Source organism: Streptomyces sp. NPDC107559 (assembly GCF_055657365.1).
The window spans coordinates 129,645-153,534 of sequence record NZ_JBVKBD010000005.1; the positions used below are offsets into that span (position 1 = coordinate 129,645).

Annotated in this window: 19 protein-coding genes; 16 read left to right on the forward strand and 3 right to left on the reverse strand. The window is 70.2% G+C overall.

The window, feature by feature from the left end; translation table 11 throughout:
• Nucleotides 1-3 precede the first annotated feature (3 nt).
• The 13 genes from ACZ7OY_RS17650 to nuoN are packed head-to-tail and all read left to right on the forward strand — an operon-like array spanning nt 4 to nt 15,627.
• Complete coding sequence (locus tag ACZ7OY_RS17650) at nt 4-558, forward strand: NuoB/complex I 20 kDa subunit family protein (RefSeq protein WP_152885510.1); 555 nt, start codon at nt 4-6, stop codon at nt 556-558.
• Entirely contained in the window at nt 555-1,301 is a 747-nt protein-coding gene (locus tag ACZ7OY_RS17655) for an NADH-quinone oxidoreductase subunit C (protein WP_384725692.1), read from the forward strand. The genes ACZ7OY_RS17650 and ACZ7OY_RS17655 overlap by 4 nt, the downstream gene beginning before the upstream one ends.
• Complete coding sequence (locus ACZ7OY_RS17660; RefSeq protein ID WP_351607667.1) at nt 1,298-2,638, forward strand: NADH-quinone oxidoreductase subunit D; 1,341 nt, start codon at nt 1,298-1,300, stop codon at nt 2,636-2,638. Before ACZ7OY_RS17655 ends, ACZ7OY_RS17660 begins: the two co-directional genes overlap by 4 nt.
• Entirely contained in the window at nt 2,635-3,507 is an 873-nt protein-coding gene (nuoE, locus tag ACZ7OY_RS17665) for an NADH-quinone oxidoreductase subunit NuoE (protein ID WP_384725694.1), read from the forward strand. Before ACZ7OY_RS17660 ends, nuoE begins: the two co-directional genes overlap by 4 nt.
• Entirely contained in the window at nt 3,507-4,853 is a 1,347-nt protein-coding gene (gene nuoF, locus ACZ7OY_RS17670; protein WP_471912211.1) for an NADH-quinone oxidoreductase subunit NuoF, read from the forward strand. The genes nuoE and nuoF overlap by 1 nt, the downstream gene beginning before the upstream one ends.
• On the forward strand, nt 4,850-7,354 hold the full coding sequence (locus ACZ7OY_RS17675; protein ID WP_471912212.1) for an NADH-quinone oxidoreductase subunit G: 2,505 nt from the start codon (nt 4,850-4,852) through the stop codon (nt 7,352-7,354). The genes nuoF and ACZ7OY_RS17675 overlap by 4 nt, the downstream gene beginning before the upstream one ends.
• Nucleotides 7,351-8,736 carry an NADH-quinone oxidoreductase subunit NuoH gene (gene nuoH, locus ACZ7OY_RS17680; RefSeq protein ID WP_471912213.1) on the forward strand — a complete coding sequence of 462 codons (1,386 nt, stop codon included), beginning with the start codon at nt 7,351-7,353 and terminating at the stop codon, nt 8,734-8,736. Before ACZ7OY_RS17675 ends, nuoH begins: the two co-directional genes overlap by 4 nt.
• A complete protein-coding gene (gene nuoI, locus ACZ7OY_RS17685) occupies nt 8,729-9,331 on the forward strand; it encodes an NADH-quinone oxidoreductase subunit NuoI (RefSeq protein WP_471912214.1) in 603 nt (200 codons plus the stop codon). Before nuoH ends, nuoI begins: the two co-directional genes overlap by 8 nt.
• Nucleotides 9,328-10,170, forward strand: a complete 843-nt coding sequence (locus ACZ7OY_RS17690; RefSeq protein WP_471912215.1) for an NADH-quinone oxidoreductase subunit J — start codon at nt 9,328-9,330, stop codon at nt 10,168-10,170. The genes nuoI and ACZ7OY_RS17690 overlap by 4 nt, the downstream gene beginning before the upstream one ends.
• Nucleotides 10,167-10,466: an NADH-quinone oxidoreductase subunit NuoK gene (gene nuoK, locus ACZ7OY_RS17695; protein ID WP_009190046.1), complete on the forward strand. Its 300-nt coding sequence runs from the start codon at nt 10,167-10,169 to the stop codon at nt 10,464-10,466. The genes ACZ7OY_RS17690 and nuoK overlap by 4 nt, the downstream gene beginning before the upstream one ends.
• 15 nt (nt 10,467-10,481) lie before the next feature.
• The gene (gene nuoL, locus ACZ7OY_RS17700) at nt 10,482-12,395 is read left to right on the forward strand and encodes an NADH-quinone oxidoreductase subunit L (RefSeq protein ID WP_471912216.1); all 1,914 of its coding nucleotides are present in this window, start codon (nt 10,482-10,484) and stop codon (nt 12,393-12,395) included.
• A 5-nt stretch (nt 12,396-12,400) separates the two neighbouring features.
• Entirely contained in the window at nt 12,401-13,972 is a 1,572-nt protein-coding gene (locus ACZ7OY_RS17705) for an NADH-quinone oxidoreductase subunit M (protein ID WP_471912217.1), read from the forward strand.
• Nucleotides 13,969-15,627 (forward strand): NADH-quinone oxidoreductase subunit NuoN, encoded by a 1,659-nt coding sequence (nuoN, locus tag ACZ7OY_RS17710; RefSeq protein WP_384725709.1) that lies wholly within the window; start codon nt 13,969-13,971, stop codon nt 15,625-15,627. Before ACZ7OY_RS17705 ends, nuoN begins: the two co-directional genes overlap by 4 nt.
• Nucleotides 15,628-15,695: 68 nt before the next feature.
• Here nuoN and ACZ7OY_RS17715 read toward each other — a convergent pair whose 3' ends face one another.
• The gene (locus ACZ7OY_RS17715) at nt 15,696-16,295 is read right to left on the reverse strand and encodes a Uma2 family endonuclease (RefSeq protein WP_471912218.1); all 600 of its coding nucleotides are present in this window, start codon (nt 16,293-16,295) and stop codon (nt 15,696-15,698) included.
• A gap of 199 nt (nt 16,296-16,494) precedes the next feature.
• Here ACZ7OY_RS17715 and recQ point away from each other — a divergent pair, with 199 nt between their 5' ends.
• A complete protein-coding gene (gene recQ / locus ACZ7OY_RS17720; protein ID WP_471912219.1) occupies nt 16,495-18,486 on the forward strand; it encodes a DNA helicase RecQ in 1,992 nt (663 codons plus the stop codon).
• Between the two features lie 133 nt (nt 18,487-18,619).
• Here recQ and ACZ7OY_RS17725 read toward each other — a convergent pair whose 3' ends face one another.
• A complete protein-coding gene (locus ACZ7OY_RS17725) occupies nt 18,620-19,558 on the reverse strand; it encodes a M56 family metallopeptidase (protein WP_471912220.1) in 939 nt (312 codons plus the stop codon).
• Nucleotides 19,559-19,816: 258 nt separating this feature from the next.
• Nucleotides 19,817-21,037, reverse strand: coding sequence for a fumarylacetoacetase (fahA, locus tag ACZ7OY_RS17730; protein WP_471912221.1), 1,221 nt, complete (start codon nt 21,035-21,037; stop codon nt 19,817-19,819).
• 254 nt (nt 21,038-21,291) lie between these two features.
• Between fahA and ACZ7OY_RS17735 the strand changes: the two genes are divergently transcribed.
• Together ACZ7OY_RS17735 and ACZ7OY_RS17740 are read left to right on the forward strand one after the other, a co-directional pair.
• On the forward strand, nt 21,292-22,545 hold the full coding sequence (locus tag ACZ7OY_RS17735) for a carboxylate--amine ligase (protein WP_471912444.1): 1,254 nt from the start codon (nt 21,292-21,294) through the stop codon (nt 22,543-22,545).
• A 27-nt stretch (nt 22,546-22,572) separates the two neighbouring features.
• A complete protein-coding gene (locus tag ACZ7OY_RS17740) occupies nt 22,573-23,787 on the forward strand; it encodes an FAD-dependent oxidoreductase (RefSeq protein WP_471912222.1) in 1,215 nt (404 codons plus the stop codon).
• Nucleotides 23,788-23,890 lie beyond the last annotated feature (103 nt).

Below are 23,890 nucleotides of genomic sequence, written 5' to 3' on the forward strand. Positions count from 1 at the left end.
GACATGGGACTCGAAGAAAAGCTGCCGAGCGGATTCCTGCTGACCACCGTCGAGCAGGCCGCGGGCTGGGTACGCAAGGCGTCCGTCTTCCCGGCCACGTTCGGCCTGGCCTGCTGCGCCATCGAGATGATGACCACCGGTGCCGGCCGATACGACCTGGCGCGCTTCGGCATGGAGGTCTTCCGGGGCTCTCCGCGCCAGGCGGACCTGATGATCGTCGCCGGCCGGGTGAGCCAGAAGATGGCGCCGGTGCTGCGGCAGGTCTACGACCAGATGCCGAACCCCAAGTGGGTCATCTCCATGGGGGTCTGCGCCTCCTCCGGCGGCATGTTCAACAACTACGCGATCGTCCAGGGTGTCGATCACATCGTCCCCGTCGACATCTATCTGCCCGGCTGCCCGCCGCGGCCGGAGATGCTGATGGACGCGATCCTCAAGCTCCACCAGAAGATCCAGACCTCCAAGCTCGGCGTGAACGCGCGGGAAGCGGCCCGGGAGGCGGAGGAAGCGGCGCTCAAGGCCCTGCCCACGATCGAGATGAAGGGGCTGCTGCGATGAGCGACGCGAACGGCCACGGCGACGGGGTGAACCCCGAGAAGGACCTGGCCGCCGACAACCTTCCCGGCCAGCGCGGCCAGGGCGGTGAGCAGATCCGCGTGCAGCGCGGCATGTTCGGCGCCGACAACGGCGGCGACACCAGCGGCTACGGCGGCCTGGTCCGCTCGGTCAGGCTCCCGGGACCGGCGAACCGCCCCTACGGCGGCTGGTTCGACGAGGTCGCCGACGAGCTGGAGGGCGCCCTGGAGGAGCAGGGACTCCTGCCCGGCAACGCCATCGAGAAGACGATCGTCGACCGCGGCGAACTGACCTTCCACATCGAGCGCGAGCACCTGGTGCGCGTCGCCCGCACCCTGCGCGACGACCCGGCCCTGCGCTTCGAGCTCTGCACCGGCGTGAGCGGGGTCCACTACCCGAGCGACAAGGGCCGTGAGCTGCACGCCGTCTACCACCTGCGCTCGATCACCCACAACAGGCTGATCCGCCTGGAGGTCAGCGCCCCGGACAGCGACCCGCGCATCCCGACCCTGGTCCCCGTCTACCCGACGAACGACTGGCACGAGCGCGAGGCCTACGACTTCTTCGGGATCGTCTTCGACGGTCACCCGGCCCTGACGCGGATCATGATGCCGGACGACTGGCAGGGCCACCCGCAGCGCAAGGACTACCCCCTCGGCGGCATCCCCGTCGAGTACAAGGGCGCCCAGATCCCGGCTCCGGACCAGCGGAGGTCGTACTCGTGAGCACGCAGTCAGCATCCGCGGCGTCGGCCGCATCGGCGCGCGAGACCACCGAGGGCACCGTATATACGGTCACCGGTGGCGACTGGGACGAGGTCGTCCAGTCCGCGGCCCGCGCCGACGACGAACGCATCGTCGTCAACATGGGTCCTCAGCACCCGTCCACCCATGGAGTGCTTCGCCTGATCCTGGAGATCGACGGCGAGACGGTCACCGAGGCCCGCTGCGGCATCGGCTACCTGCACACCGGCATCGAGAAGAACCTCGAGTTCCGGACGTGGACGCAGGGCACCACCTTCGTGACGCGCATGGACTACCTGACGTCCTTCTTCAACGAGACCGCCTACTGTCTCGCCGTCGAGAAGCTCCTCGGCATCGAGGACCAGATCACCGAGCGCGCCAAGATCATCCGGGTCCTCCTGATGGAGCTGAACCGGCTGTCCTCCCATCTGGTGTGCATCGCCACCGGAGGCATGGAGCTCGGCGCCACCACGATCATGATCTACGGATTCCGTGATCGTGAAATGATTCTCGACATCTACGAGCTCATCACGGGCCTGCGGATGAACCACGCGTACATCCGCCCCGGCGGACTCGCCCAGGACCTGCCGCCCGGCGCGGTGGACCAGATCCGCGAGTTCGTGAAGAAGATGAGGAAGAACCTCCCGGAGTACGACAAGCTCGCCACCGGGAACCCCATCTTCAAGGCCCGTATGCAGGACATCGGCTATCTCGACCTGGCCGGCTGCATGGCCCTCGGCGCCACCGGCCCGATCCTGCGCTCCACCGGTCTGCCGCACGACCTGCGCAAGGCGCAGCCGTACTGCGACTACGAGACGTACGACTTCGAGATCCCGACCGCCGACTCCTGCGACGCCTACGGCCGCTTCCTGGTCCGGCTGGAGGAGATGCGCCAGTCGCTCTCGATCGTCGAGCAGTGCCTGGACCGGTTGCAGCCCGGCCCGGTCATGGTCGCCGACAAGAAGATCGCCTGGCCCGCCCAGCTCGCCCTGGGGCCGGACGGACTGGGCAACTCCCTCGACCACATCAAGAAGATCATGGGCACCTCCATGGAGGCCCTGATCCACCACTTCAAGCTGGTCACCGAGGGCTTCCGGGTACCGCCGGGACAGGCGTACGCGGCCGTCGAGTCGCCCAAGGGAGAGCTCGGGGTGCATGTCGTGTCCGACGGCGGCACCCGTCCCTACCGGGTCCACTTCCGTGACCCGTCCTTCACCAACCTTCAGGCCATGGCGGCGATGTGCGAGGGCGGCCAGGTCGCCGACGTCATCGTCGCCGTCGCGTCCATCGACCCCGTGATGGGAGGCGTCGACCGGTGACCACCAGTTCTTCGGAGCGAGGCGTCAGCCTGGGCATGCCCGAACTGCCCGCGCCCGGCTACCCGGACGACGTCCGGGCCCGGCTGGAGGCCGACGCCCGCGAGATCATCGCGCGCTACCCGGACTCCCGGTCGGCCCTTCTGCCGTTGCTGCATCTCGTGCAGTCGGAGGAAGGACACGTCACGCGCACCGGGATGCAGTTCTGCGCGGACGTGCTGGACCTGACCACTGCCGAGGTCACCGCGGTCGCGACCTTCTACACGATGTACCGGCGCAGGCCGAGCGGCGATTACCAGGTGGGCGTCTGCACCAACACCCTGTGTGCGGTGATGGGCGGCGACGCGATCTTCGAGACCCTCCAGGAGCACCTGGGCGTCGGCAACGGCCAGACCACCGAGGACGGCAAGGTCACCCTGGAGCACATCGAGTGCAACGCGGCCTGCGACTTCGCGCCGGTCGTGATGGTCAACTGGGAGTTCTTCGACAACCAGACCCCGGGCAGCGCCAAGCGTCTCGTCGACGACCTGCGCGAGGGACGGCCGGTCGTGCCCACGCGCGGGGCGCCGCTGTGCACCTTCAAGGAGACCGCGCGGATCCTGGCGGGCTTCCCCGACGAGCGGGAGGGGGCCGTCGAGGCCGGCGGCAGTGCGGGACCCGCGTCGCTGGTGGGCCTGCGCCTGGCCAGGGGAGAGGCCGCACCCGCGCGCGTGGTCCATCCGCGCGACGGCGGTCCGCACGACGAGCCGCGGGACAGGGCCGTGCACGAGCCCTCGCCCACCGAGCACCTGAGCTCGCACGACGCGCCGCAGGCCACATCGGCCTCCGACCCGTCCCACCCGGCAGGGCCTGCCGCCGAGGAGGGGGAGTGATGACCTTGGCACCCGAGCTGAAAGACATGAGCCCCGAGAAGCTGCTCGCGCCCGTGCTGTCGGCCTTCTGGGACGAGGACGGGTCCTGGACGCTGGACGTCTACCGAAGGCACGAGGGATACGAGGGGCTGCGCAAGGCGCTCGCGATGTCCCCGGACGACCTGATCGCGTACGTCAAGGACTCCGGTCTGCGCGGCCGCGGCGGCGCGGGATTCCCGACGGGAATGAAATGGCAGTTCATTCCCCAGGGTGATGGAAAGCCGCATTATCTGGTTGTCAACGCCGACGAGTCGGAGCCGGGAACCTGCAAGGACATCCCGCTCCTCTTCGCGAACCCGCACAGCCTCATCGAGGGCATCGTGATCGCGTGTTACGCCATCAGGTCGTCGCATGCCTTCATCTATCTGCGTGGTGAAGTCGTACCGGTGCTGCGGCGGTTGCACGAGGCCGTGCGTGAGGCCTACGCGGCCGGCTACCTCGGCGAGAACATCCTGGGCAGCGGCCTCGACCTCGAACTCACCGTGCACGCGGGCGCGGGCGCGTACATCTGCGGTGAGGAGACCGCACTGCTCGACTCGCTCGAAGGCCGCCGTGGTCAGCCGCGGCTGCGTCCCCCCTTCCCTGCGGTCGCGGGCCTCTATGCGTGCCCGACTGTGGTGAACAACGTCGAGTCGATCGCGTCGGTTCCCGCGATCCTGCAAAAGGGCAAGGAATGGTTCAGGTCGATGGGCAGCGAGAAGTCCCCGGGCTTCACGCTCTACTCGCTCAGCGGCCATGTCGCCAGCCCCGGCCAGTACGAGGCCCCGCTCGGCATCACGCTGCGTCAGCTCCTGGAGATGAGCGGCGGGATGCGCCCGGGGCACCGGCTGAAGTTCTGGACGCCCGGCGGCTCCTCGACTCCGATGTTCACCGACGAGCACCTCGACGTCCCTCTTGATTACGAAGGAGTGGGCGCCGCGGGTTCCATGCTCGGCACAAAGGCTCTCCAGTGCTTCGACGAGACGACCTGTGTCGTGCGAGCCGTGACGCGCTGGACCGAGTTCTACGCCCACGAGTCCTGCGGCAAGTGCACGCCGTGCCGCGAAGGCACCTACTGGCTGGTGCAGCTGCTGCGCGACATCGAAGCGGGCAAGGGCGTCATGTCCGACCTCGACAAGCTGAACGACATCGCCGACAACATCAACGGCAAGTCGTTCTGCGCCCTCGGCGACGGCGCCGCCTCGCCGATCTTCTCCTCGCTCAAGTACTTCCGCTCGGAGTACGAGCAGCACATCACGGGCCGTGGCTGCCCCTTCGACCCGGCCAGGTCGACGGCCTGGGCCGACCGTACGGAGGTGAACGCATGACCGTGACCACCAGCGCTCCCTCCGGAGGGGGAGAGGCGGCACTCCCGCCGGAGGACCTCGTCTCGCTGACCATCGACGGAGTGGAGATCAGCGTGCCCAAGGGCACCTTGGTCATCCGGGCCGCCGAGCAGCTCGGCGTCGAGATCCCGCGCTTCTGCGACCATCCCCTCCTGGATCCGGCCGGCGCCTGTCGGCAGTGCATCGTCGAGGTCGAGGGCCAGCGCAAGCCGATGGCGTCCTGCACGATCACGTGCACGGACGGGATGGTGGTGAAGACCCACCTCACCTCGCCCGCCGCCGAGAAGGCCCAGCACGGTGTGATGGAGCTGCTCCTCATCAACCACCCGCTGGACTGCCCGGTCTGCGACAAGGGCGGCGAGTGCCCCCTGCAGAACCAGGCGATGTCGCACGGCAACGCCGAGTCCCGCTTCGAGGGCCGCAAGCGTACGTACGAGAAGCCCGTCCCGATCTCCACGCAGGTGCTGCTGGACCGCGAGCGGTGCGTGCTGTGCGCGCGCTGCACCCGCTTCTCCAACCAGATCGCCGGCGACCCGATGATCGAGCTGCTCGAACGGGGTGCGCTCCAGCAGGTCGGCACCGGCGAGGGCGACCCGTTCGAGTCGTACTTCTCCGGGAACACCATCCAGATCTGCCCGGTCGGGGCGCTGACCTCGGCGGCGTACCGATTCCGCTCCCGCCCCTTCGACCTGGTCTCCTCGCACTCCGTGTGCGAGCACTGCTCCGGCGGCTGCGCGACGCGCACCGACCACCGGCGCGGCAAGGTCATGCGGCGCCTCGCGGCCCCCGACCCGGAGGTCAACGAGGAGTGGATGTGCGACAAGGGGCGCTTCGCGTTCCGGTACGCGCAGACCCGGGACCGGATCGAGACGCCGCTGGTGCGCAACGCCGCCGGTGTCCTGGAGCCGGCGTCCTGGCCGGAGGCGCTGGAGGCGGCGGCCCAGGGACTGGCCGCGGCCCGCTCCCGGGCAGGTGTGCTCGCCGGCGGCCGTCTCACCGTCGAGGACGCCTACGCCTACAGCAAGTTCGCGCGCGTGGCGCTCGACACCAACGACATCGACTTCCGCGCGCGCGTGCACAGCGGCGAGGAGGCCGACTTCCTGGCCGCGCGGGTCGCGGGCCGCGGCCGTGACCTCGACGGTACGGGTGTCACGTACACGTCCCTGGAGAAGGCGCCCGCCGTCCTGCTGGTCGGGTTCGAGTCCGAGGAGGAGGCCCCCGGCGTCTTCCTGCGGCTGCGCAAGGCCTGGCGGACGCACGGGCAGAAGGTGTACGCGCTGGCGACGTACGCCACCCGCGGCCTGGAGAAGGCGGGCGGCACGCTGCTGCCGGCGGCTCCCGGGACCGAGACCGAGTGGCTGGACGCGCTGGCGAGCGGCGTGGGCCTGGAGGAGGGCGGCACCGTCGCCGCCGAGGCACTGCGCACCGAGGGTGCGGTGATCGTCGTCGGCGAGCGGCTGGCCTCGGTGGCGGGCGGACTGACCGCGGCCGTCCGGGCCGCCGGGGTGACCGGCGCGCAGCTGGTCTGGATCCCGCGCCGGGCGGGAGAGCGCGGCGCGGTCGAGGCGGGTGCGCTGCCGACCCTGCTGCCGGGCGGGCGCCCGGCCACCGACCCGCGCGCGCGTGAGGAGGTCGCGGCCGCCTGGGGCGTCGCCGAGCTTCCGCACCGCTTCGGCCGTGACACCGGGCAGATCGTCGAGGCCGCGGTCGCGGGCGAGCTCCAGGCGCTGGTGGTGGCGGGCGTGGAGGTCGCCGACCTGCCCGACCCGGCACGCGCGCGTGAGGCGCTCGCCGCGGTCGGCTTCCTGGTGTCGCTGGAGCTGCGGCCCAGCGAGGTCACCGGGTACGCGGACGTGGTGCTCCCGGTGGCGGCGGTCGCCGAGAAGGCGGGCAGCTTCCTCAACTGGGAGGGCAGGGTCCGCTCGTTCGAGGCCGCGCTCAAGCCCGACCAGCTCACCCGTCGGCTCGCTCCCGGCGACGCGCGCGTGCTGCACATGCTCGCCGACGCCATGGACGTCCACCTGGGCCTGCCGGACCTGCGCACCGCCCGTGCGGAGCTGGACCGGATCGGCGCGTGGGACGGGCCGCGGGCCTCGAACCCCTTGCAGACCGCGGGTGTGCTGCCGCGTCCGGCGGCCGGTGAGGCCGTGCTCGCCGGGCACCGGCTGCTGCTCGACCAGGGCGTCCTCCAGGAGGGCGACGACGCGCTCGCCGGCACCCGGCACCCGGCACACGCGCGTGTGTCGGCCGCCACGGCCGCCGAGGCGGGCGTCAAGGACGGAGACCTGCTGGCCGTGACCGGTACCGCCGGGACGGTCGAACTTCCGCTGGAGGTCACCGAGATGCCCGACCGGGTGGTCTGGCTCCCGCTGAACTCCGCCGGCGGAGGCGTCGCCTCCGACACCGGCGCGCAGCCCGGCTCCCTCGTCCGCATCGGCCCGGCGACGCTCGCCGCCGAAGCTCCCAAGGAGGTGGAGGCATGAGTCCGTACCTCGCCGCTGAAGACCTCTCGATGTTCGGCCACGACCCCTGGTGGCTGGTCGTCGTCAAGGCGGTGTTCTGCTTCGCCTTCCTGATGGTGACCGTGCTGTTCTCCATCGTCTGGGAGCGCAAGGTCGTCGCCTGGATGCAGCTGCGCATCGGCCCCAACCGGCACGGCCCCTGGGGCATGCTCCAGTCGCTCGCCGACGGCATCAAGCTGATGCTCAAGGAAGACGTCATCGTCAAGCGCGCGGACAAGGTGGTCTACGTCCTCGCACCGATCGTCGCGGCCATCCCGGCCTTCATGGCGATCGCGGTGATCCCCTTCGGACCGGCCGACAACGAGATCTCGATCTTCGGCACGCGCACCACGATGCAGCTCACCGACCTGCCGATCGCGATGCTCTACGTCCTCGCGGTCGCCTCGGTCGGCATCTACGGGATCGTGCTGGCGGGCTGGAGCTCCGGATCGACCTACCCGTTGCTCGGCGGCCTGCGCTCCTGCGCGCAGATGATCTCGTACGAGATCGCGATGGGCGCCGCGTTCGCGTCGGTGTTCCTCTACTCGGGGTCGATGTCGACCTCGACGATCGTGGAACAGCAGCACGACCGCTGGTACGTCCTGCTGCTGCCGGTCTCCTTCGTGATCTACATCGTCACGATGATCGGCGAGACCAACCGGGCCCCCTTCGACATGCCGGAGTCCGAGGGCGACCTGGTCGGCGGCTTCAACACCGAGTACTCGTCGATCAAGTTCGCGATGTTCATGCTCGCCGAGTACGTCAACATGGTGACGGTCTCGGCCGTGTCGACCACGCTGTTCCTGGGCGGCTGGCGGGCCCCGTGGCCCATCAGCACCTTCTGGGAGGGCGCGAACCACGGCTGGTGGCCGATGCTCTGGTTCGTGGTGAAGGTGCAGCTGCTGCTGTTCGGCTTCATCTGGCTGCGCGGCACACTGCCCCGGGTCCGCTACGACCAGCTGATGAAGCTCGGCTGGAAGGTCCTCATCCCGGTCTCCGTCGTCTGGCTGATGCTCGTGGCGACCGTGCGGACCCTGCGCAACGAGCACTACGACTTCGCCGACATCGCCCTGTACGTCGGCGGCGCCGTCCTCGTCCTGCTGCTGCTGTCCTTCGTCGCCGACCTCTTCCGCGACAAGGCGGAGAAGGTCGAGGAGGCCGGGCGGACCGCCGAGGAGGCGGCCGGCTTCGACCCGATGGCCGGTGGATTCCCCGTACCCCCGTTGCCGGGACAGGAGCTGCCGCCGGTGCCCCGGCGCCGCCCGCACCGCGAGCGGGAGTTGATTGTCAGTGGTGGGTCCGACACTGCGAGTGACGGATCGATCGGCGGATCTCGTGACGGAAAGGAGGCGTCCGATGACTGAGGAGCCCAAGGAGACCAAACCCGGTTTCCAGAACCCCGTGGCCGGCTTCGGTGTGACCTTCAAGGCCATGTTCAAGAAGCGGCTGACCGAGCAGTACCCGGAGCAGCAGAAGACCACCGCTCCGCGCTTCCACGGGCGGCACCAGCTCAACCGTCATCCGGACGGCCTGGAGAAGTGCGTCGGCTGCGAGCTGTGCGCCTGGGCCTGCCCCGCCGACGCCATCTATGTGGAGGGCGCCGACAACACGGACGAGGAGCGCTACTCGCCGGGCGAGCGGTACGGCCGCGTCTACCAGATCAACTACGCCCGCTGCATCCTGTGCGGCCTGTGCATCGAGGCGTGCCCCACGCGCGCGCTGACGATGACGAACGAGTTCGAGCTGGCCGACTCCAGCCGCGCGAACCTCATCTACACCAAGGAGCAGCTCCTCGCCGGACTCGACGAGGACATGGTCGACACCCCGCACGCCATCTACCCGGGGATGGACGAGCAGGACTACTACCGGGGACTGGTCACCGAGGCCGCTCCCGGCACGGAGCGCCAGGTCGCCGTCTCCAAGGGCGAGCAGCCCGGGGAGAAGGAGGTGAAGGCATGAGCGCGCAGCTCGCCTCCTATTCGACCTCCACCGGAGAGGCCTTCCAGTTCTGGGTCCTCGGCTCGGTCGCGCTGATCGGCGCCCTGTGCACCGTCTTCATGAAGAAGGCCGTGCACAGCGCGCTCTGCCTGGCCGGCACCATGATCATCCTGGCGGTGTTCTACCTCGCCAACGGCGCCTACTTCCTGGGCGTCGTGCAGATCGTCGTCTACACCGGCGCGATCATGATGCTGTTCCTGTTCGTGGTGATGCTCGTCGGCGTGACGGCGGCGGACTCCCTGAAGGAGACCATCAAGGGCCAGCGCTGGCTGGCCCTCGTCAGTGGTCTGGGCTTCGGCATCCTGCTGCTGGCCGGCATCGGCCACGCCTCCCTCACCGAGTTCGACGGCCTGGGACAGGCCAACGCGAACGGCAATGTGCAGGGGCTCGCCGCGCTGCTGTTCACCAAGTACGTCTTCGCCTTCGAGATCACCGGCGCGCTGCTGATCACGGCCGCCGTCGGCGCCATGGTGCTCACCCACCGCGAGCGCACCGAGCGCGCGAAGACGCAGCGCGAACTGGCCGAACAGCGGGTACGGGAGGGCAAGCACCTGCCGCCGCTGCCGGCGCCGGGTGTCTACGCCCGGCACAACGCCGTGGACATCGCGGGCCTGCTGCCCGACGGCACCCCGTCCGAGCTCACGGTCAGCAAGACGCTGCGCGAGCGCGGCCAGATCCGTGACGTGTCCACCGAGGCGCTCAACGACCTCCGCGCGCTGGAGCAGCGTGCCGAGGAGCGCCTGGAGCGGACGGAGGTCGAACCGGCGACCTTCCGGCGGACCGAGGAGGCGTCGAAGTGAACCCCGTGAACTACCTCTATCTCGCGGCCCTGCTGTTCACGATCGGCGCCACCGGCGTACTGATCCGGCGCAACGCCATCGTGGTCTTCATGTGCATCGAGCTGATGCTGAACGCCTGCAACCTCGCGTTCGTCGTCTTCTCCCGGATGCACGGCAATCTCGACGGCCAGATCATCGCCTTCTTCACGATGGTCGTCGCCGCAGCGGAGGTCGTGGTGGGTCTGGCGATCATCGTGTCGCTGTTCCGGTCCCGCCACTCGGCCTCGGTCGACGACGCCAGCCTGATGAAGCTGTAAGGGGTCGGAAGAATCGTGGAGAACCTGATCGCGCTGCTGATCGCGGCGCCTCTGCTCGGAGCGGCCGTCCTGCTGGTCGGCGGCCGGCGGCTGGACGCCGTCGGCCACTGGATCGGCACCGTCCTCGCGGCCGCCTCCTTCGCCGTCGGAGTCGTCCTCTTCGCCGGCCTGCTCGGCCGCGGCGCCGAGGACCGGACGCTGACCCAGCACCTGTACAGCTGGATCCCGGTCGAGGGCTTCCAGGCGGACGTGGCCTTCCGCCTGGACCAGCTGTCGATGACCTTCGTGCTGCTGATCACGGGCGTCGGCTCGCTGATCCACCTGTACTCGATCGGGTACATGGAGCACGACGAGCGGCGGCGCCGCTTCTTCGGCTATCTGAACCTGTTCCTGGCGGCAATGCTGCTGCTCGTCCTCGCCGACAACTACCTTCTGCTGTACGTCGGCTGGGAGGGCGTCGGCCTCGCCTCGTACCTCCTCATCGGCTTCTGGCAGCACAAGCCCAGCGCGGCCACCGCGGCCAAGAAGGCCTTCCTGGTCAACCGCGTCGGCGACATGGGTCTGTCGATCGCCATCATGCTGATGTTCACCACCTTCGGGACCTTCGCCTTCGGTCCGGTGCTCGGCAGCCAGGAACACCCCGGTCTCGCCGGTGGCGCGACCGGCGGGAAGCTCACCGCCATCGCCCTGATGCTGCTGCTCGCGGCCTGCGGCAAGTCCGCCCAGGTGCCGCTGCAGTCCTGGCTCGGGGACGCGATGGAGGGCCCGACCCCGGTCTCGGCCCTCATCCACGCCGCGACGATGGTGACCGCGGGCGTGTATCTGATCGTCCGGTCCGCGGCGATCTTCAACGGCAGTCCCGACGCGCAGCTCGTGGTCACCGTGGTCGGCGCCGTCACGCTCCTGTTCGGTGCGATCGTCGGTTGCGCGAAGGACGACATCAAGAAGGCGCTGGCCGGCTCGACCATGTCGCAGATCGGCTACATGGTGCTCGCCGCGGGCCTCGGCCCCATCGGCTACGTCTTCGCGATCATGCACCTGGTGACCCACGGCTTCTTCAAGGCCGGACTGTTCCTCGGCGCCGGTTCGGTCATGCACGGCATGAACGACGAGGTCGACATGCGCAGGTACGGCGGCCTCAGGAAGTACATGCCGATCACCTTCGCGACCTTCACCCTCGGCTACCTCGCCATCATCGGCTTCCCGGGCCTGTCCGGCTTCTTCTCCAAGGACAAGATCATCGAGGCGGCCTTCGCCAAGGGCGGCACCGAGGGCTGGATCCTCGGCGGCGCGGCCCTGCTCGGCGCGGCCATCACGGCGTTCTACATGACGCGCGTGATGCTGATGACGTTCTTCGGCGAGAAGCGCTGGCAGCCCGACGAGCACGGGCACGAGCCGCACCCGCACGAGTCGCCCAGGTCCATGACGATCCCGATGATCGTGCTGGCCTTCGGATCCGTCTTCGCGGGCGGCCTGTTCAGCATCGGCGACCGCTTCCTGAACTGGCTGGAGCCCGTCACCGGGCACGCCGAGGGCGACTCGCCCCTCAGCCCGACGACGGTCACCCTGGTCACCACGGCCCTGCTCGTCGTCGGTGTCGCCCTCGCGTACGCCCAGTACGGACGGCGCCCGGTCCCGGTCACCGCCCCGCGCGGGTCGCTGCTCACCCGGGCCGCCCGCCGGGACCTGTACCAGGACGACTTCAACCACGTCGTCCTCGTGCGGGGCGGGGAGCACCTGACGCGCTCCCTGGTGTACGTCGATCACACCCTGGTCGACGGTGTCGTCAACGGCACGGCGGCCTCGGTCGGCGGCCTCTCCGGACGGCTGCGCCGACTGCAGAACGGCTTCGCGCGGTCGTACGCGGTCTCGATGTTCGGCGGTGCGGCACTCCTCGTCGCCGCGACCCTGCTGATGAGGGCGGTCTGATACCGATGTCCTTTCCACTGCTGACAGCGACGGCGGCACTGCCGGCCGTCGGGGCGATCGCCACGGCCGCCGTGCCGGCCGCCCGGCGCAACGCCGCCAAGGCACTGGCGCTGCTCGTCTCGCTCGCCACCCTCGCTCTGGCGATCGTCGTCCTGGTCCGGTTCGACCCGGGCGGCGACCGGTACCAGCTCACCGAGTCCCACGCCTGGATCAAGGAGTTCGGGGTCAGGTACGAGCTGGGCGTGGACGGCATCGGGGTGGCGCTGATCGCGCTGACCGCCCTGCTGATCCCGTTCATCGTCCTCGCGGGCTGGCACGACGCCGACCCGCTGGAGACCGGAAGCCGCCGCTGGCGGCCGACACAGGGCTTCTTCGCCCTGATCCTGGCCGTCGAGGCGATGGTGATCCTCTCCTTCGAGGCCACCGACGTCTTCCTCTTCTACGTCTTCTTCGAAGCCATGCTGATCCCGATGTACTTCCTCATCGGCGGCTTCGGGGACCGTGCCCACGAGCACGGGGAGGCGGCCGCGTCCACGCAACGCTCGTACGCGGCGGTGAAGTTCCTCCTCTACAACCTGGTCGGCGGTCTGATCATGCTGGCCGCGGTGATCGGCCTCTACGTGGTGGCCGGCAACTTCAGCCTCCAGGAGATCGCGCAGGCGCGGGCGAACGGCTCGCTGCACATGGCGACCAGCACCGAACGCTGGCTGTTCCTGGGCTTCTTCTTCGCCTTCGCGGTGAAGGCCCCGCTGTGGCCGCTGCACACCTGGCTGCCCAACGCGATGGGGGAGGCCACCACTCCGGTCGCCGTCCTCATCACGGCGGTGGTCGACAAGGTGGGCACCTTCGCGATGCTCCGCTACTGCCTCCAGCTCTTCCCGGAGGCCTCGAAGTGGGCGACGCCCGCCATCCTCGTACTGGCGCTGATCAGCATCATCTACGGGGCACTGCTCGCCGTCGGGCAGCGTGACATCAAGCGGCTGGTGGCGTACGCGTCGATCTCGCACTTCGGGTTCATCGTCCTGGGCATCTTCGCGATGACCAGTCAGGGCCAGTCCGGCGCCACGCTCTACATGGTCAACCACGGGATCTCGACGGCCGCGCTGATGCTGGTCGCGGGCTTCCTGATCTCCCGGCGCGGCTCCCGGCTCATCGCCGACTACGGCGGTGTGCAGAAGGTGGCCCCGGTCCTCGCGGGCACCTTCCTGATCGGCGGTCTGGCGACCCTCTCCCTGCCGGGTCTGGCGCCCTTCGTCAGCGAGTTCCTGGTGCTGGTCGGCACGTTCGCGCGCTATCCGGCGATCGGCATCATCGCCACCTTCGGCATCGTCCTCGCCGCGCTCTACACCCTCGTCCTCTACCAGCGGACGATGACGGGCCCGGTGAAGGCGGAGGTCGAGGCGATGCCGGACCTCAGAGCCCGCGAACTCCTGGTCGTCGCGCCGCTGATCGTCCTGCTGATCTTCCTGGGTGTCTACCCGAAGCCCGTCACGGACATCGTCAACCCGGCGGTCAAGCAGACCCTGTCCGACGTCCAGAAGAAGGACCCCCAGCCCGAGGTGGAGGCGGCCAAGTGAGCGCAACAGCCGTCCACAGCCTGTGGACAACCGCGGCAACCGCGGCCGGCCCGATCTCGAAGATCGAAACGCCGAAGATCGAATACGGGCAGCTCTCGCCCACCCTGATCGTGGTGGGAGCCGCGATCGTCGGGGTGCTGGTCGAGGCGTTCGTGCCCCGCAAGTCCCGCTACTACGCACAGTTGTTCGTGTCGGCGGTGGCGCTCGTAGCCGCCTTCGCCGCGGTGATCGCACTCGCGGCCGGCGGCTACGGCACCACCAAGGCGCACATCGCGGCGATGGGCGCGATCGCGGTCGACGGACCGTCCCTGTTCCTCCAGGGCACGATCCTGCTGACCGGCCTGGTCGGCCTGTTCACCTTCGCCGAGCGCCGCCTCGACCCGCAGGCACACGGCAACCGGGTCGACTCGTTCGCGGCACAGGCCGCGTCCGTGCCCGGCAGCGACAGCGAGAAGGCGGCCGTGAAGGCCGGGTTCACCACCACCGAGGTCTTCCCGCTGCTGCTCTTCGCGGTCTCCGGCATGCTGGTCTTCCCCTCGGCCAACGACCTGCTGACGCTGTTCGTGGCCCTGGAGGTCTTCTCGCTGCCGCTGTACCTGCTCTGCGCGCTGGCCCGCCGCAAGCGGCTCATGTCGCAGGAGGCCGCCGTCAAGTACTTCCTGCTCGGCGCCTTCGCCTCCGCGTTCACCCTCTTCGGCATCGCCCTGCTGTACGGGTACGCGGGCTCGGTGTCGTACGCCACCATCGCGCAGGTCGTCGAGGGCCGGGTCACCAGCGTCGACCCGGCGCTCGCCGGCACCATGGGCAACGACGCGCTGCTGCTCGTCGGCACCGCACTGCTCGCCATGGGCCTGCTGTTCAAGGTGGGCGCGGTGCCGTTCCACATGTGGACGCCGGACGTGTACCAGGGCGCGCCGACACCGGTGACCGGATTCATGGCGGCGGCGACCAAGGTCGCGGCCTTCGGCGCGCTGCTGCGCCTGCTGTACGTCATCCTGCCCGGACTGCGCTGGGACTGGCGGCCGGTCATGTGGGGCGTCGCGATCATCACGATGCTGGGCGGCGCGATCGTCGCGATCACCCAGACCGACATCAAGCGGCTGCTGGCGTACTCCTCGATCGCGCACGCGGGATTCATCCTCGCCGGTGTCATCGCGACCACGCCGGACGGTGTGTCCTCGGTGCTGTTCTACCTGGGCGCGTACTCGTTCGTGACGATCGGCGCGTTCGCGGTCGTCACCCTCGTGCGCGACGCGGGCGGCGAGGCGACGCACCTGTCCAAGTGGGCGGGGCTCGGTCGCAGGTCGCCGCTGGTGGCGGCCGTGTTCGCGGTGTTCCTGCTGGCCTTCGCGGGCATCCCGCTGACCTCAGGCTTCGCCGGGAAGTTCGCGGTGTTCCGGGCGGCGGCGGAAGGCGGCGCGGCCCCGCTGGTCGTGGTCGGTGTGATCTCGTCGGCGATCGCGGCGTTCTTCTACATCCGGGTGATCGTGCTGATGTTCTTCAGCGAACCGAAGCCGGAGGGTCCGACGGTCGCGGTGCCGTCGCCGCTGACGATGACCGCGATCGCGGTCGGCGTGGCGGTGACCCTGGTGCTCGGTGTGGCACCGCAGTACTTCCTGGACCTGGCGAGCCAGGCGGGAGTGTTCGTGCGCTGACACGATCCGCGCCGGCACGACGGCGGCCCGGCACCCTCCGAGGGTGCCGGGCCGCCGTGCGTCGTGGGCTACTCGCCGCCGCGCCGTGACTTGATTCCGGTGAGGTCGAGGTCCATGGGGAAGGGCACGCTGACCTTCATCCGCTCACGGAAGATGCCCACGCTGGTGTACGCGCCGGTCGTCGGCTCCAGCTCGAAGGCGTGTACCGCGGCCCGGCCCTTCTCGTTCTCCACCCGCCAGTAGTGCGCGATGCCCGCACGCGCGTACTTCAGGGGCTTGGTCTCGCGGTCGCGGGAGACGGATTCGGCGGAGACGACCTCGATGGCCAGGGTGACCGCGTCGGCCGGGTAGCGCGTCTGCTCCGGATCGTCCACCACATCCGCCCGTACGACGATCACGTCCGGTTCGGGGCGGTTCTGCTGGTCGATGTCGATGGTGAACTCCCGGACGACCTCGAATTCCGCGGGTGCCAGCGACTGGAGCTGCCAATTGAAGAAATCCACAGCACGCGTGTGGAAAAGGGTCTGCGGACTCACGAAGACCAGGCTCCCGTCGATCAGCTCCGTGTGCGGAGGAAGATTCGGGAGGCGGTCCAGGTCGTCGGCGGTCCAGCCGCCCTCGGGCGGGATCGGCCAGCTGGACGCGGACGCCTTCGGTGCGACGCTCATCAGTGCTCCCATGGGACGGAGTCTCGCCGGTGCTTTCAGACTATCGACGGAAATCGGGCGGGTCTGCCGCGAACGTGTGAACGGTGATCGTGTCCATGGCGGCCGCCGACGGTGCCGGTCTGTGGATAACTCCGAGGCTGTCGGTGCGGACCCCTATCGTGGAAGCAGTGGCCGAGGGACGACGTACGAGAGCAGGGCGATGGGCGCGACGGGCGGGATCAGTGAGATGCCAGACGTGACGGACAGCGAGGCACTGGCCACGCTGCACCGGGTATTCGGGTACGGGGCCTTCCGCGGCGAGCAGGAAGCGATCGTCGACCACGTGGTCGACGGCGGGGACGCCGTCGTGCTGATGCCGACCGGCGGTGGCAAGTCGCTGTGCTACCAGATCCCGTCCCTGGTCAGACCCGGTACGGGCATCGTCGTCTCCCCGCTGATCGCGCTGATGCAGGACCAGGTGGACGCCCTGCGGGCCCTGGGTGTGCGCGCGGGCTTCATGAACTCCACGCAGGGCTTCGACGAGCGGCGGACGGTCGAGGCCGAGTTCCTCGCCGGTGAGCTCGACATGCTGTACCTGGCGCCGGAGAGGCTGCGCCTGGACTCCACCCTGAACCTGCTCTCCCGCGGCAAGATCGCGCTCTTCGCGATCGACGAGGCGCACTGTGTGTCCCAGTGGGGCCACGACTTCCGTCCCGACTATCTCGCCCTGTCCCTGCTCGGCGAGCGCTGGCCGGACGTCCCGCGGATCGCCCTCACGGCCACGGCCACCCGCGCGACCCACCAGGAGATCACCCAGCGGCTGAACATGCCGACGGCCCGGCACTTCGAGGCGAGCTTCGACCGGCCGAACATCCAGTACCGGATCGTGCCCAAGGCCGATCCCAAGAAGCAGCTGCTCAGCTTCCTGCGCGAGGAACACGCGGGCGACGCGGGCATCGTGTACTGCCTCTCGCGCAACTCGGTCGAGAAGACGGCGGAGTTCCTGACCCGCAACGGCGTCGAGGCGGTGCCCTACCACGCGGGCCTGGACGCGGGCACGCGCGCGGCGCACCAGTCGCGGTTCCTGCGGGAGGACGGGCTGGTCGTGGTGGCGACCATCGCCTTCGGCATGGGTATCGACAAGCCCGACGTGCGGTTCGTCGCCCACCTCGACCTGCCCAAGTCGGTCGAGGGCTACTACCAGGAGACGGGCCGCGCCGGCCGTGACGGAATGCCCTCGACGGCCTGGATGGCGTACGGGCTCAACGACGTCGTTCAGCAGCGCAAGCTGATCCAGTCGGGCGAGGGCGACGAGACGTTCCGCCGCCGGGCCGCCTCGCACCTGGACTCGATGCTGGCGCTGTGCGAGACCGCCCGCTGCCGCCGCGGACAGCTCCTCGCCTACTTCGGGCAGGAACCGGCCCCGGCGGGCTGCGGCAACTGCGACACCTGCCTCACCCCGCCCGAGACCTGGGACGGCACGGTCGCGGCCCAGAAGGTGCTGTCGACGGTGGTGCGGCTGCAGCGCGAGCGCGGGCAGAAGTTCGGCGCGGTGCAGATCGTCGACATCCTGATGGGCCGGCGCACCGCCAAGGTGATCCAGTTCGACCACGACCAGCTGTCCGTGTTCGGCATCGGCGAGGATCTGGCCGAGGGCGAGTGGCGTGGAGTCGTGCGGCAGCTGCTGGCGCAGGGACTGCTCGCGGTCGAGGGGGACTACGGCACGCTGGTGCTGACCGAGGACAGCGGCGCGGTGCTGCGGCGCGAGCGTGAGGTGGCGCTGCGCAAGGAACCGAAGAAGCCCGCGGCCGCGCGGACCGGCTCCTCCGGCCGGGGTGAACGCAAGCCCAGGGCCGCCGCGGCCGAGCTGCCCGAGGAACTGCTGCCCGCCTTCGAGGCACTGCGCGCCTGGCGTGCCGAGCAGGCTCGTGAGCAGGGAGTTCCGGCGTACGTCATCTTCCACGACGCCACGCTCCGGGAGATCGTCACCGTGTGGCCCACCTCCGTGGCACAGCTCGGCGGGGTCGGCGGGGTCGGCGAGAAGAAGCTGGCGACGTACGGGGAGGGTGTGATCGCGGTCCTGGCCGCCCAGGACGGGACGCCGAAGGCGGAGCCGGCCCCGGCGGGCGCCGGCGACCTGTCCGACGCGGGTCCGGACGCCGACCACTGGCCCGAGATGGACGCCGAGCCGGAGCCCGACGACTGGATGTAGCCCGAGCGGCCCGAGCGGCCCGAGCGGCCCGAGCGGCCCGAGCGGCCCGAGGGGCCCGAGCGGCCCGAGGGGGCGGGGGCGCCGGGCGCGGTCGGCTCGGTGCTACCGGCTCCGTGCCGCCGCCCCCGTGCCGTCAGCTCAGTGCCGTCAGCGCCGGTGCGAAGGTGATCAGCAGCGGGAGAAGCGGGACCAGCGCGGCCACCGTCGTCGTCAGGGCACGGTCCCTGCGGCCCAGGCGCGGCGGCGGCGCGAGCAGGCGGTCGACCCGCTCGCCCAGGAGACGGTGACTGGAGGCGCAGGAGAGCACTCCGCGGTGCTGGTTGAGTTCGATGAGGGCCAGTGCGGTGGTCAGATGGCCGCAGCGGCGGGAGGCGGTGTCGTCGGCGGCGAGCTCCACCAGCCGGTGGGTCTGTTCGCAGAAGTGGGTGAACAGGGGGACCCGCGGGAAGCCGGTGGCCAGGGCCGTGGACAGATGCAGCAGCCAGTCGTGGTGGGCGCGGGCGTGGTCGCGCTCATGGGTGAGGACGGCGTCGAGCTGGTGCGCGGTGAGCCGGTGCAGGGCTCCCGTGGTGACGACCAGCTGGGGCGGGTGACCGGGCAGCCACCAGGCGTCGGGGTACTCGTCCTCCAGCACCAGCAGCGGCCCCCGGGCGCCGGGCAGACCGGGCGGCAGATCGGGGGCGCGTTCGCGCAGCTGGGCGCGGGCCAGGCCGCGGCTGCGCCGGGCCTCGACCAGTTCGCGGAGCAGCATCGCCGTGGTCCAGGCGGCCCCGCAGGCCAGCAGCAGGGTGAGGGCGGTCGCCCAGGGCGGGGCGCCGGACAGGTCGTACGCCTCGGTCACGGACGGCGGGGCGGGGGCGAAGACCTGGACGCGGACGGTGTGGAAGACGGCGGCGGCACTCAGCACCAGAGCCGTCAGGCAGCACAGCAGCACGGTGGCGACCAGGCACTGCCACACCCACAGCGCGACCACGGGTTCGCGCTCCGGCCAGACCGCGCGGGTCAGCGCGCGGGGGATCGGTACGGCGGCGGCCAGGGCGACAGCGCTCAACAGGAGCAGGCAGACGGTCATGCCACGGGCTCCGGATCCTGATCGGAGGGGGGTGGATGTCAGGGGCGGTCGGGCACGCGCGTCGTCCGGCGCGTCGTGCGTCCACCGCCAGTATGGGGCGCCGGGCGCCGGAAGAGGGGTCCTTCGACCGCGGAGACCGAGGCCGGTCGTAGCTCCCCCGGCCCCGGCCTGCCCCGGCTCCGGCCTCCCCGGCCCCGGCCTGCCCCGGCTTTGGCGTCCCGTGCCGTCACCGGTACGGACAGTGCGTACCCGTGCCGGTCAGTCGCGCGGCACCACGCGGCCGGTGACTTCCCCGAGGCCCACCCGCAGCCCGTTCGGACCCGGCGCCCACGCGGTCATCGTCACCACGTCGCCGTCCTCCAGGAACGCCCGCTTGCCGTCGGGGAGTTCGAGGGGGTCGCGGCCGTTCCAGGTCAGCTCCAGCAGAGAGCCGCGCTGGCGTTCGGCGGGACCGCTGACCGTGCCCGACCCGTACAGGTCGCCCGTGCGCAGCGAGGCGCCATTCACGGTCATGTGGGCGAGCTGCTGGGCGGCGGTCCAGTACATGCCGGAGAACGGCGGCTCGGACACGACATGGCCGTTGATCGCGACGGAGATGCGCAGGTCGTAGCCGCCGGGCTCCTCGCCCGCGTCGTCCAGGTAGGGCAGCAGGGCGTGCGTGCGGGCCGGCGGTGCCACCCGCGCGTCGTCCAGCGCGTCCAGCGGTGTGATCCACGCCGACACCGAGGTGGCGAAGGACTTGCCGAGGAAGGGGCCGAGCGGGACGTACTCCCAGGCCTGGATGTCGCGTGCGGACCAGTCGTTCAGCAGGCACAGGCCGAAGACGTGCTCCTGGAAGTCGCCGAGCGCCACCGGGCGGCCCAGCTCCGAGGGCGTCCCCACCACGAAGCCGACCTCGGCCTCGATGTCCAGCCGGACCGACGGGCCGAAGACCGGGGTCTCGTCGGTGGGCGCCTTGCGCTGGCCCGACGGCCGCACGACGTCCGTCCCCGAGACCACGACCGTGCCGGACCGCCCGTGGTAACCGATGGGCAGGTGCTTCCAGTTCGGGGTCAGGGAGTCCGCCGCGTCCGGGCGGAAGATCTGCCCGACGTTGCGGGCGTGGTTCTCCGAGGCGTAGAAGTCCACGTAGTCGGCGACCTCGAAGGGCAGATGCAGGGTCACCGACGACAGGGGGTGGAAGAACGGCTCGACGACCTGCCGGTGGGCCGGCACGGTCACCCACCCGGTCAGCGCGCGCCGTACGTCGGACCACACGGTGCGGCCGGCCGCCAGCAGCGGGTTGAGGGTGGGCCGGGCGAGCACGGAGGCGTACGGCGAGCCGAGCGCCCGGGCCGCGGCCCCCGCGTCGAGGACGTGGTCGCCGAGCCGGACACCGACCCTGCGCTCGGCGGAGTCCGAACCCGCGGGGGAGAAGACGCCGTACGGCAGGTTGTGCGGCCCGAAGGGATCGCCCTCGGGGACGTCGAAGGGGGGCATGGGTGCTGCCTCACTCTCGGATGCGTGCGGTGCTTTCCGTCTGTTCTTGCCACACGATGCGTTCCATGTGGCCGCGCCACACGTTACGGCCGAGTTGCCTGTCTTGGGCAGTGTCTAAAGAGTTTGCAATGCCCCTTTTGGGGTTGTCGGAGTGGTCAATTCCGGCTTAGCGTCTTTTTCAGGACACGGGCGGGGTGGGTCCGGTCCGTGGAGGGGGACACGTGGGGGGACCCGTGGCCGGGAGCGACGGCAGCGTGCCTTTACAGGCCGACGGCGGCGTGCCGGGCCTGATCGTCAAGTTCGGCGACTATCCGCTGCACCACGGCGGGGTCGGAGCGATCCGCAGTCTGGGCCGCCTGGGCGTCCCGATGTACGCGATAACCGAGGACCGTTACACACCCGCGGCGGCCTCCCGCTATCTGGAGCGGGCGTTCGTCTGGCCGACCACCGGCACCGAGGAGCCGGAGTGCCTGGTGGAGGGGCTGCTGCGGATCGGCCGCCGGATCGGCCGTCCCGCCGTGCTCGTCCCCACCGACGAGGAGGCCGCCGTCCTGATCGCCGAGCATCAGGAGGCGCTCGGCGACAGCTTCCTCTTCCCGCGGGTCGATCCGGAGCTGCCGCGTCGGCTGGCCAGCAAGCAGGGCCTGCACGAACTGTGCGTGGAACACGGCATCCCGAGCCCGTCGGCGGCCTTCCCGCAGACCTACGACGACATCGTCGCCTTCGCCGAGAAGGCCCGCTTCCCGTTGGTGGCCAAGAACCGTGAGGCGTTCGTGCGCCGGGAACGGCCGGCGGTGAACGGGACGACGAGGATCGCCACCCGCGAGGGCCTGCTCGCGCTCGCCCGCGACTGGGCCGGCCGTCCCGGCGACCCCGGGGTGATTCTCCAGGAGTACCTGCCGAGGGAGGAGGCCGAGGACTGGATCGTGCACGCCTACTTCGACCGGGACTCGACCCCGCTGGCGATGTTCACCGGAGTGAAGGTCCGCTCCTGGCCGCCGCACGCGGGGATGACGGCGAATGCGTACGTAGTCGACAATCCGGAACTCGCGGACCTCGCCGCACGTTTCATCAAACAGATCGGCTTCACCGGAATCATCGACCTCGACCTGCGCTTCGACCGGCGCGACGGACAGTACAAACTCCTCGACTTCAACCCGCGCATGGGCGCCCAGTTCCGGCTCTTCGAGAGCGGGTCGAGGGTGGACGTCGTGCGCGCCATGCATCTGGATCTGACCGGGCGTGCCGTTCCGGAGGGGGAACAGCGGGCCGGCCACCGGTATCTCGTGGAGAACATCGACCTGCCCGCCCTGCTCGCCTACCGCCGCAGCGGCTATACGACGCCGCACGCACCGGCGCGGGCGAGCGGCACGGAGCTGGCCTGGCTGGCGGGTGACGACCTGTGGCCGTTCTTCACGATGCTCGCGCGCTTCGTGCGGCCGGGCGCGAAGCACCTGTACCAGCTGTGGCGCACCAACCGCCGCGGCGGCAGCACCACCACGAAGTGACGAAGTGACGTCCTGGGGAGGGACTTCGTGAGTCAACCCGTAGCAGTCATCGGTGCCGGACCCTTCGGCCTGTCGACCGCCGCCCATCTGCGGGCGCGCGGTGTCCCCGTCCGCGTCTTCGGCGATCCCATGGTCAGCTGGCGCGACCACATGCCCGCGGGCATGCTGCTGAAGTCGACGCCCGTGGCCTCCAGCATCGACGCGCCGCAGACCGGCCACACTCTCGCCGACTACTGCGACGCGGCCGGCATACGCCGGCTCGTGACGGACGAGGACATCATCCCCGCCGAGACCTTCATCGCCTATGGCGAGTGGTTCCAGCAGCGGCTGGTGCCGCGGCTGGAGCGGGTGCGGGTGGTCTCCGTCGAGCGCAGGGCCGGGAAACCCCACGGCTCGGGCTTCGAACTGAAACTGGACTCGGGTGAGTTGTTCACCGCCCGCGCGGTCGTCGTGGCCACGGGCCTGGCCGGACTGTCCCATCTGCCCCCCGAGCTGACCGTCGCCGGGGCGGACGGACCCTCGCCGGCCGGTCCGGTCTCCCACAGCTCCCAGCACCACGACCTCGGCCGCTTCTCCGGCAGGGAACTCATCGTGGTCGGCGCGGGCCAGTCCGCGCTGGAGACGGCGGCGCTCGCGGCGGAGGCGGGCGCGCAGGTGCACGTGGTCGCGCGCGGCCGTGGCCGGGTGGCCTTCGGCGCACCCCCGTGGAAGCAGCCCAGGCTGCGCCCCGAGTCCCCCTTCGGCCGCGCCTGGTCGCTGTGGGCGCTCAGCTACTACCCGCACCCCTACCGGCACCTGCCGGCCCGGACCCGCCACTACCTGGTCCGTCGTGTGCTCGGTCCGCTCGGCGCCTGGTGGCTGCGCGACCGCTTCGAGGGAAAGGTGCAGGTCAGCGAGGTCGAACGGATCGTCGAGGCGGGCGCGGCGGACGACCGGGCGACGCTGACCGTCGCCCCGCACTCGGGCGGCACCCACCGGCTGTCCGCCCACCACGTCATAGCGGCGACCGGCTACCGGGTGGACATGGCGGCGATGGACTTCCTGGGCCACCGGCTGCGTGCCGAACTCGTGGTCAGCCGAGGCACTCCCAGGCTCGGCGCGGGATATGTGTCGTCCGTGCCCGGTCTGTACTTCACCGGCCTGCCGGCGGCGGCCTCGTACGGCCCGGTCATGCGGTTCGTGTGCGGTACCGAGTTCGCCTCCCCGCGGCTGGCGAAGCACCTGACCGCGGCCCACGGCTGAGCTGGGGACGAAAAGGTCAACGGGGGCCGTCCCGGGAGCCGTCGGAGACCGCGGGGCTGCCCGCCGACGCCATCAAGGAGCCCGCAGGCGCCACTTGGGGCCG

What these genes read in the sequence shown, in the direction of transcription:
- nuoH (WP_471912213.1), top strand. Translation starts at nt 7,351, where the DNA reads ATGAGTCCGTACCTCGCCGCTGAAGACCTCTCGATGTTCGGCCACGAC.
- recQ (WP_471912219.1), top strand. Translation starts at nt 16,495, where the DNA reads ATGGGCGCGACGGGCGGGATCAGTGAGATGCCAGACGTGACGGACAGC.
- ACZ7OY_RS17675 (WP_471912212.1), top strand. Translation starts at nt 4,850, where the DNA reads ATGACCGTGACCACCAGCGCTCCCTCCGGAGGGGGAGAGGCGGCACTC.
- ACZ7OY_RS17725 (WP_471912220.1), bottom strand. Translation starts at nt 19,558, where the DNA reads ATGACCGTCTGCCTGCTCCTGTTGAGCGCTGTCGCCCTGGCCGCCGCC.
- ACZ7OY_RS17705 (WP_471912217.1), top strand. Translation starts at nt 12,401, where the DNA reads ATGTCCTTTCCACTGCTGACAGCGACGGCGGCACTGCCGGCCGTCGGG.
- ACZ7OY_RS17715 (WP_471912218.1), bottom strand. Translation starts at nt 16,295, where the DNA reads ATGAGCGTCGCACCGAAGGCGTCCGCGTCCAGCTGGCCGATCCCGCCC.
- ACZ7OY_RS17650 (WP_152885510.1), top strand. Translation starts at nt 4, where the DNA reads ATGGGACTCGAAGAAAAGCTGCCGAGCGGATTCCTGCTGACCACCGTC.
- nuoF (WP_471912211.1), top strand. Translation starts at nt 3,507, where the DNA reads ATGACCTTGGCACCCGAGCTGAAAGACATGAGCCCCGAGAAGCTGCTC.
- fahA (WP_471912221.1), bottom strand. Translation starts at nt 21,037, where the DNA reads ATGCCCCCCTTCGACGTCCCCGAGGGCGATCCCTTCGGGCCGCACAAC.
- ACZ7OY_RS17690 (WP_471912215.1), top strand. Translation starts at nt 9,328, where the DNA reads ATGAGCGCGCAGCTCGCCTCCTATTCGACCTCCACCGGAGAGGCCTTC.
- nuoI (WP_471912214.1), top strand. Translation starts at nt 8,729, where the DNA reads ATGACTGAGGAGCCCAAGGAGACCAAACCCGGTTTCCAGAACCCCGTG.
- ACZ7OY_RS17655 (WP_384725692.1), top strand. Translation starts at nt 555, where the DNA reads ATGAGCGACGCGAACGGCCACGGCGACGGGGTGAACCCCGAGAAGGAC.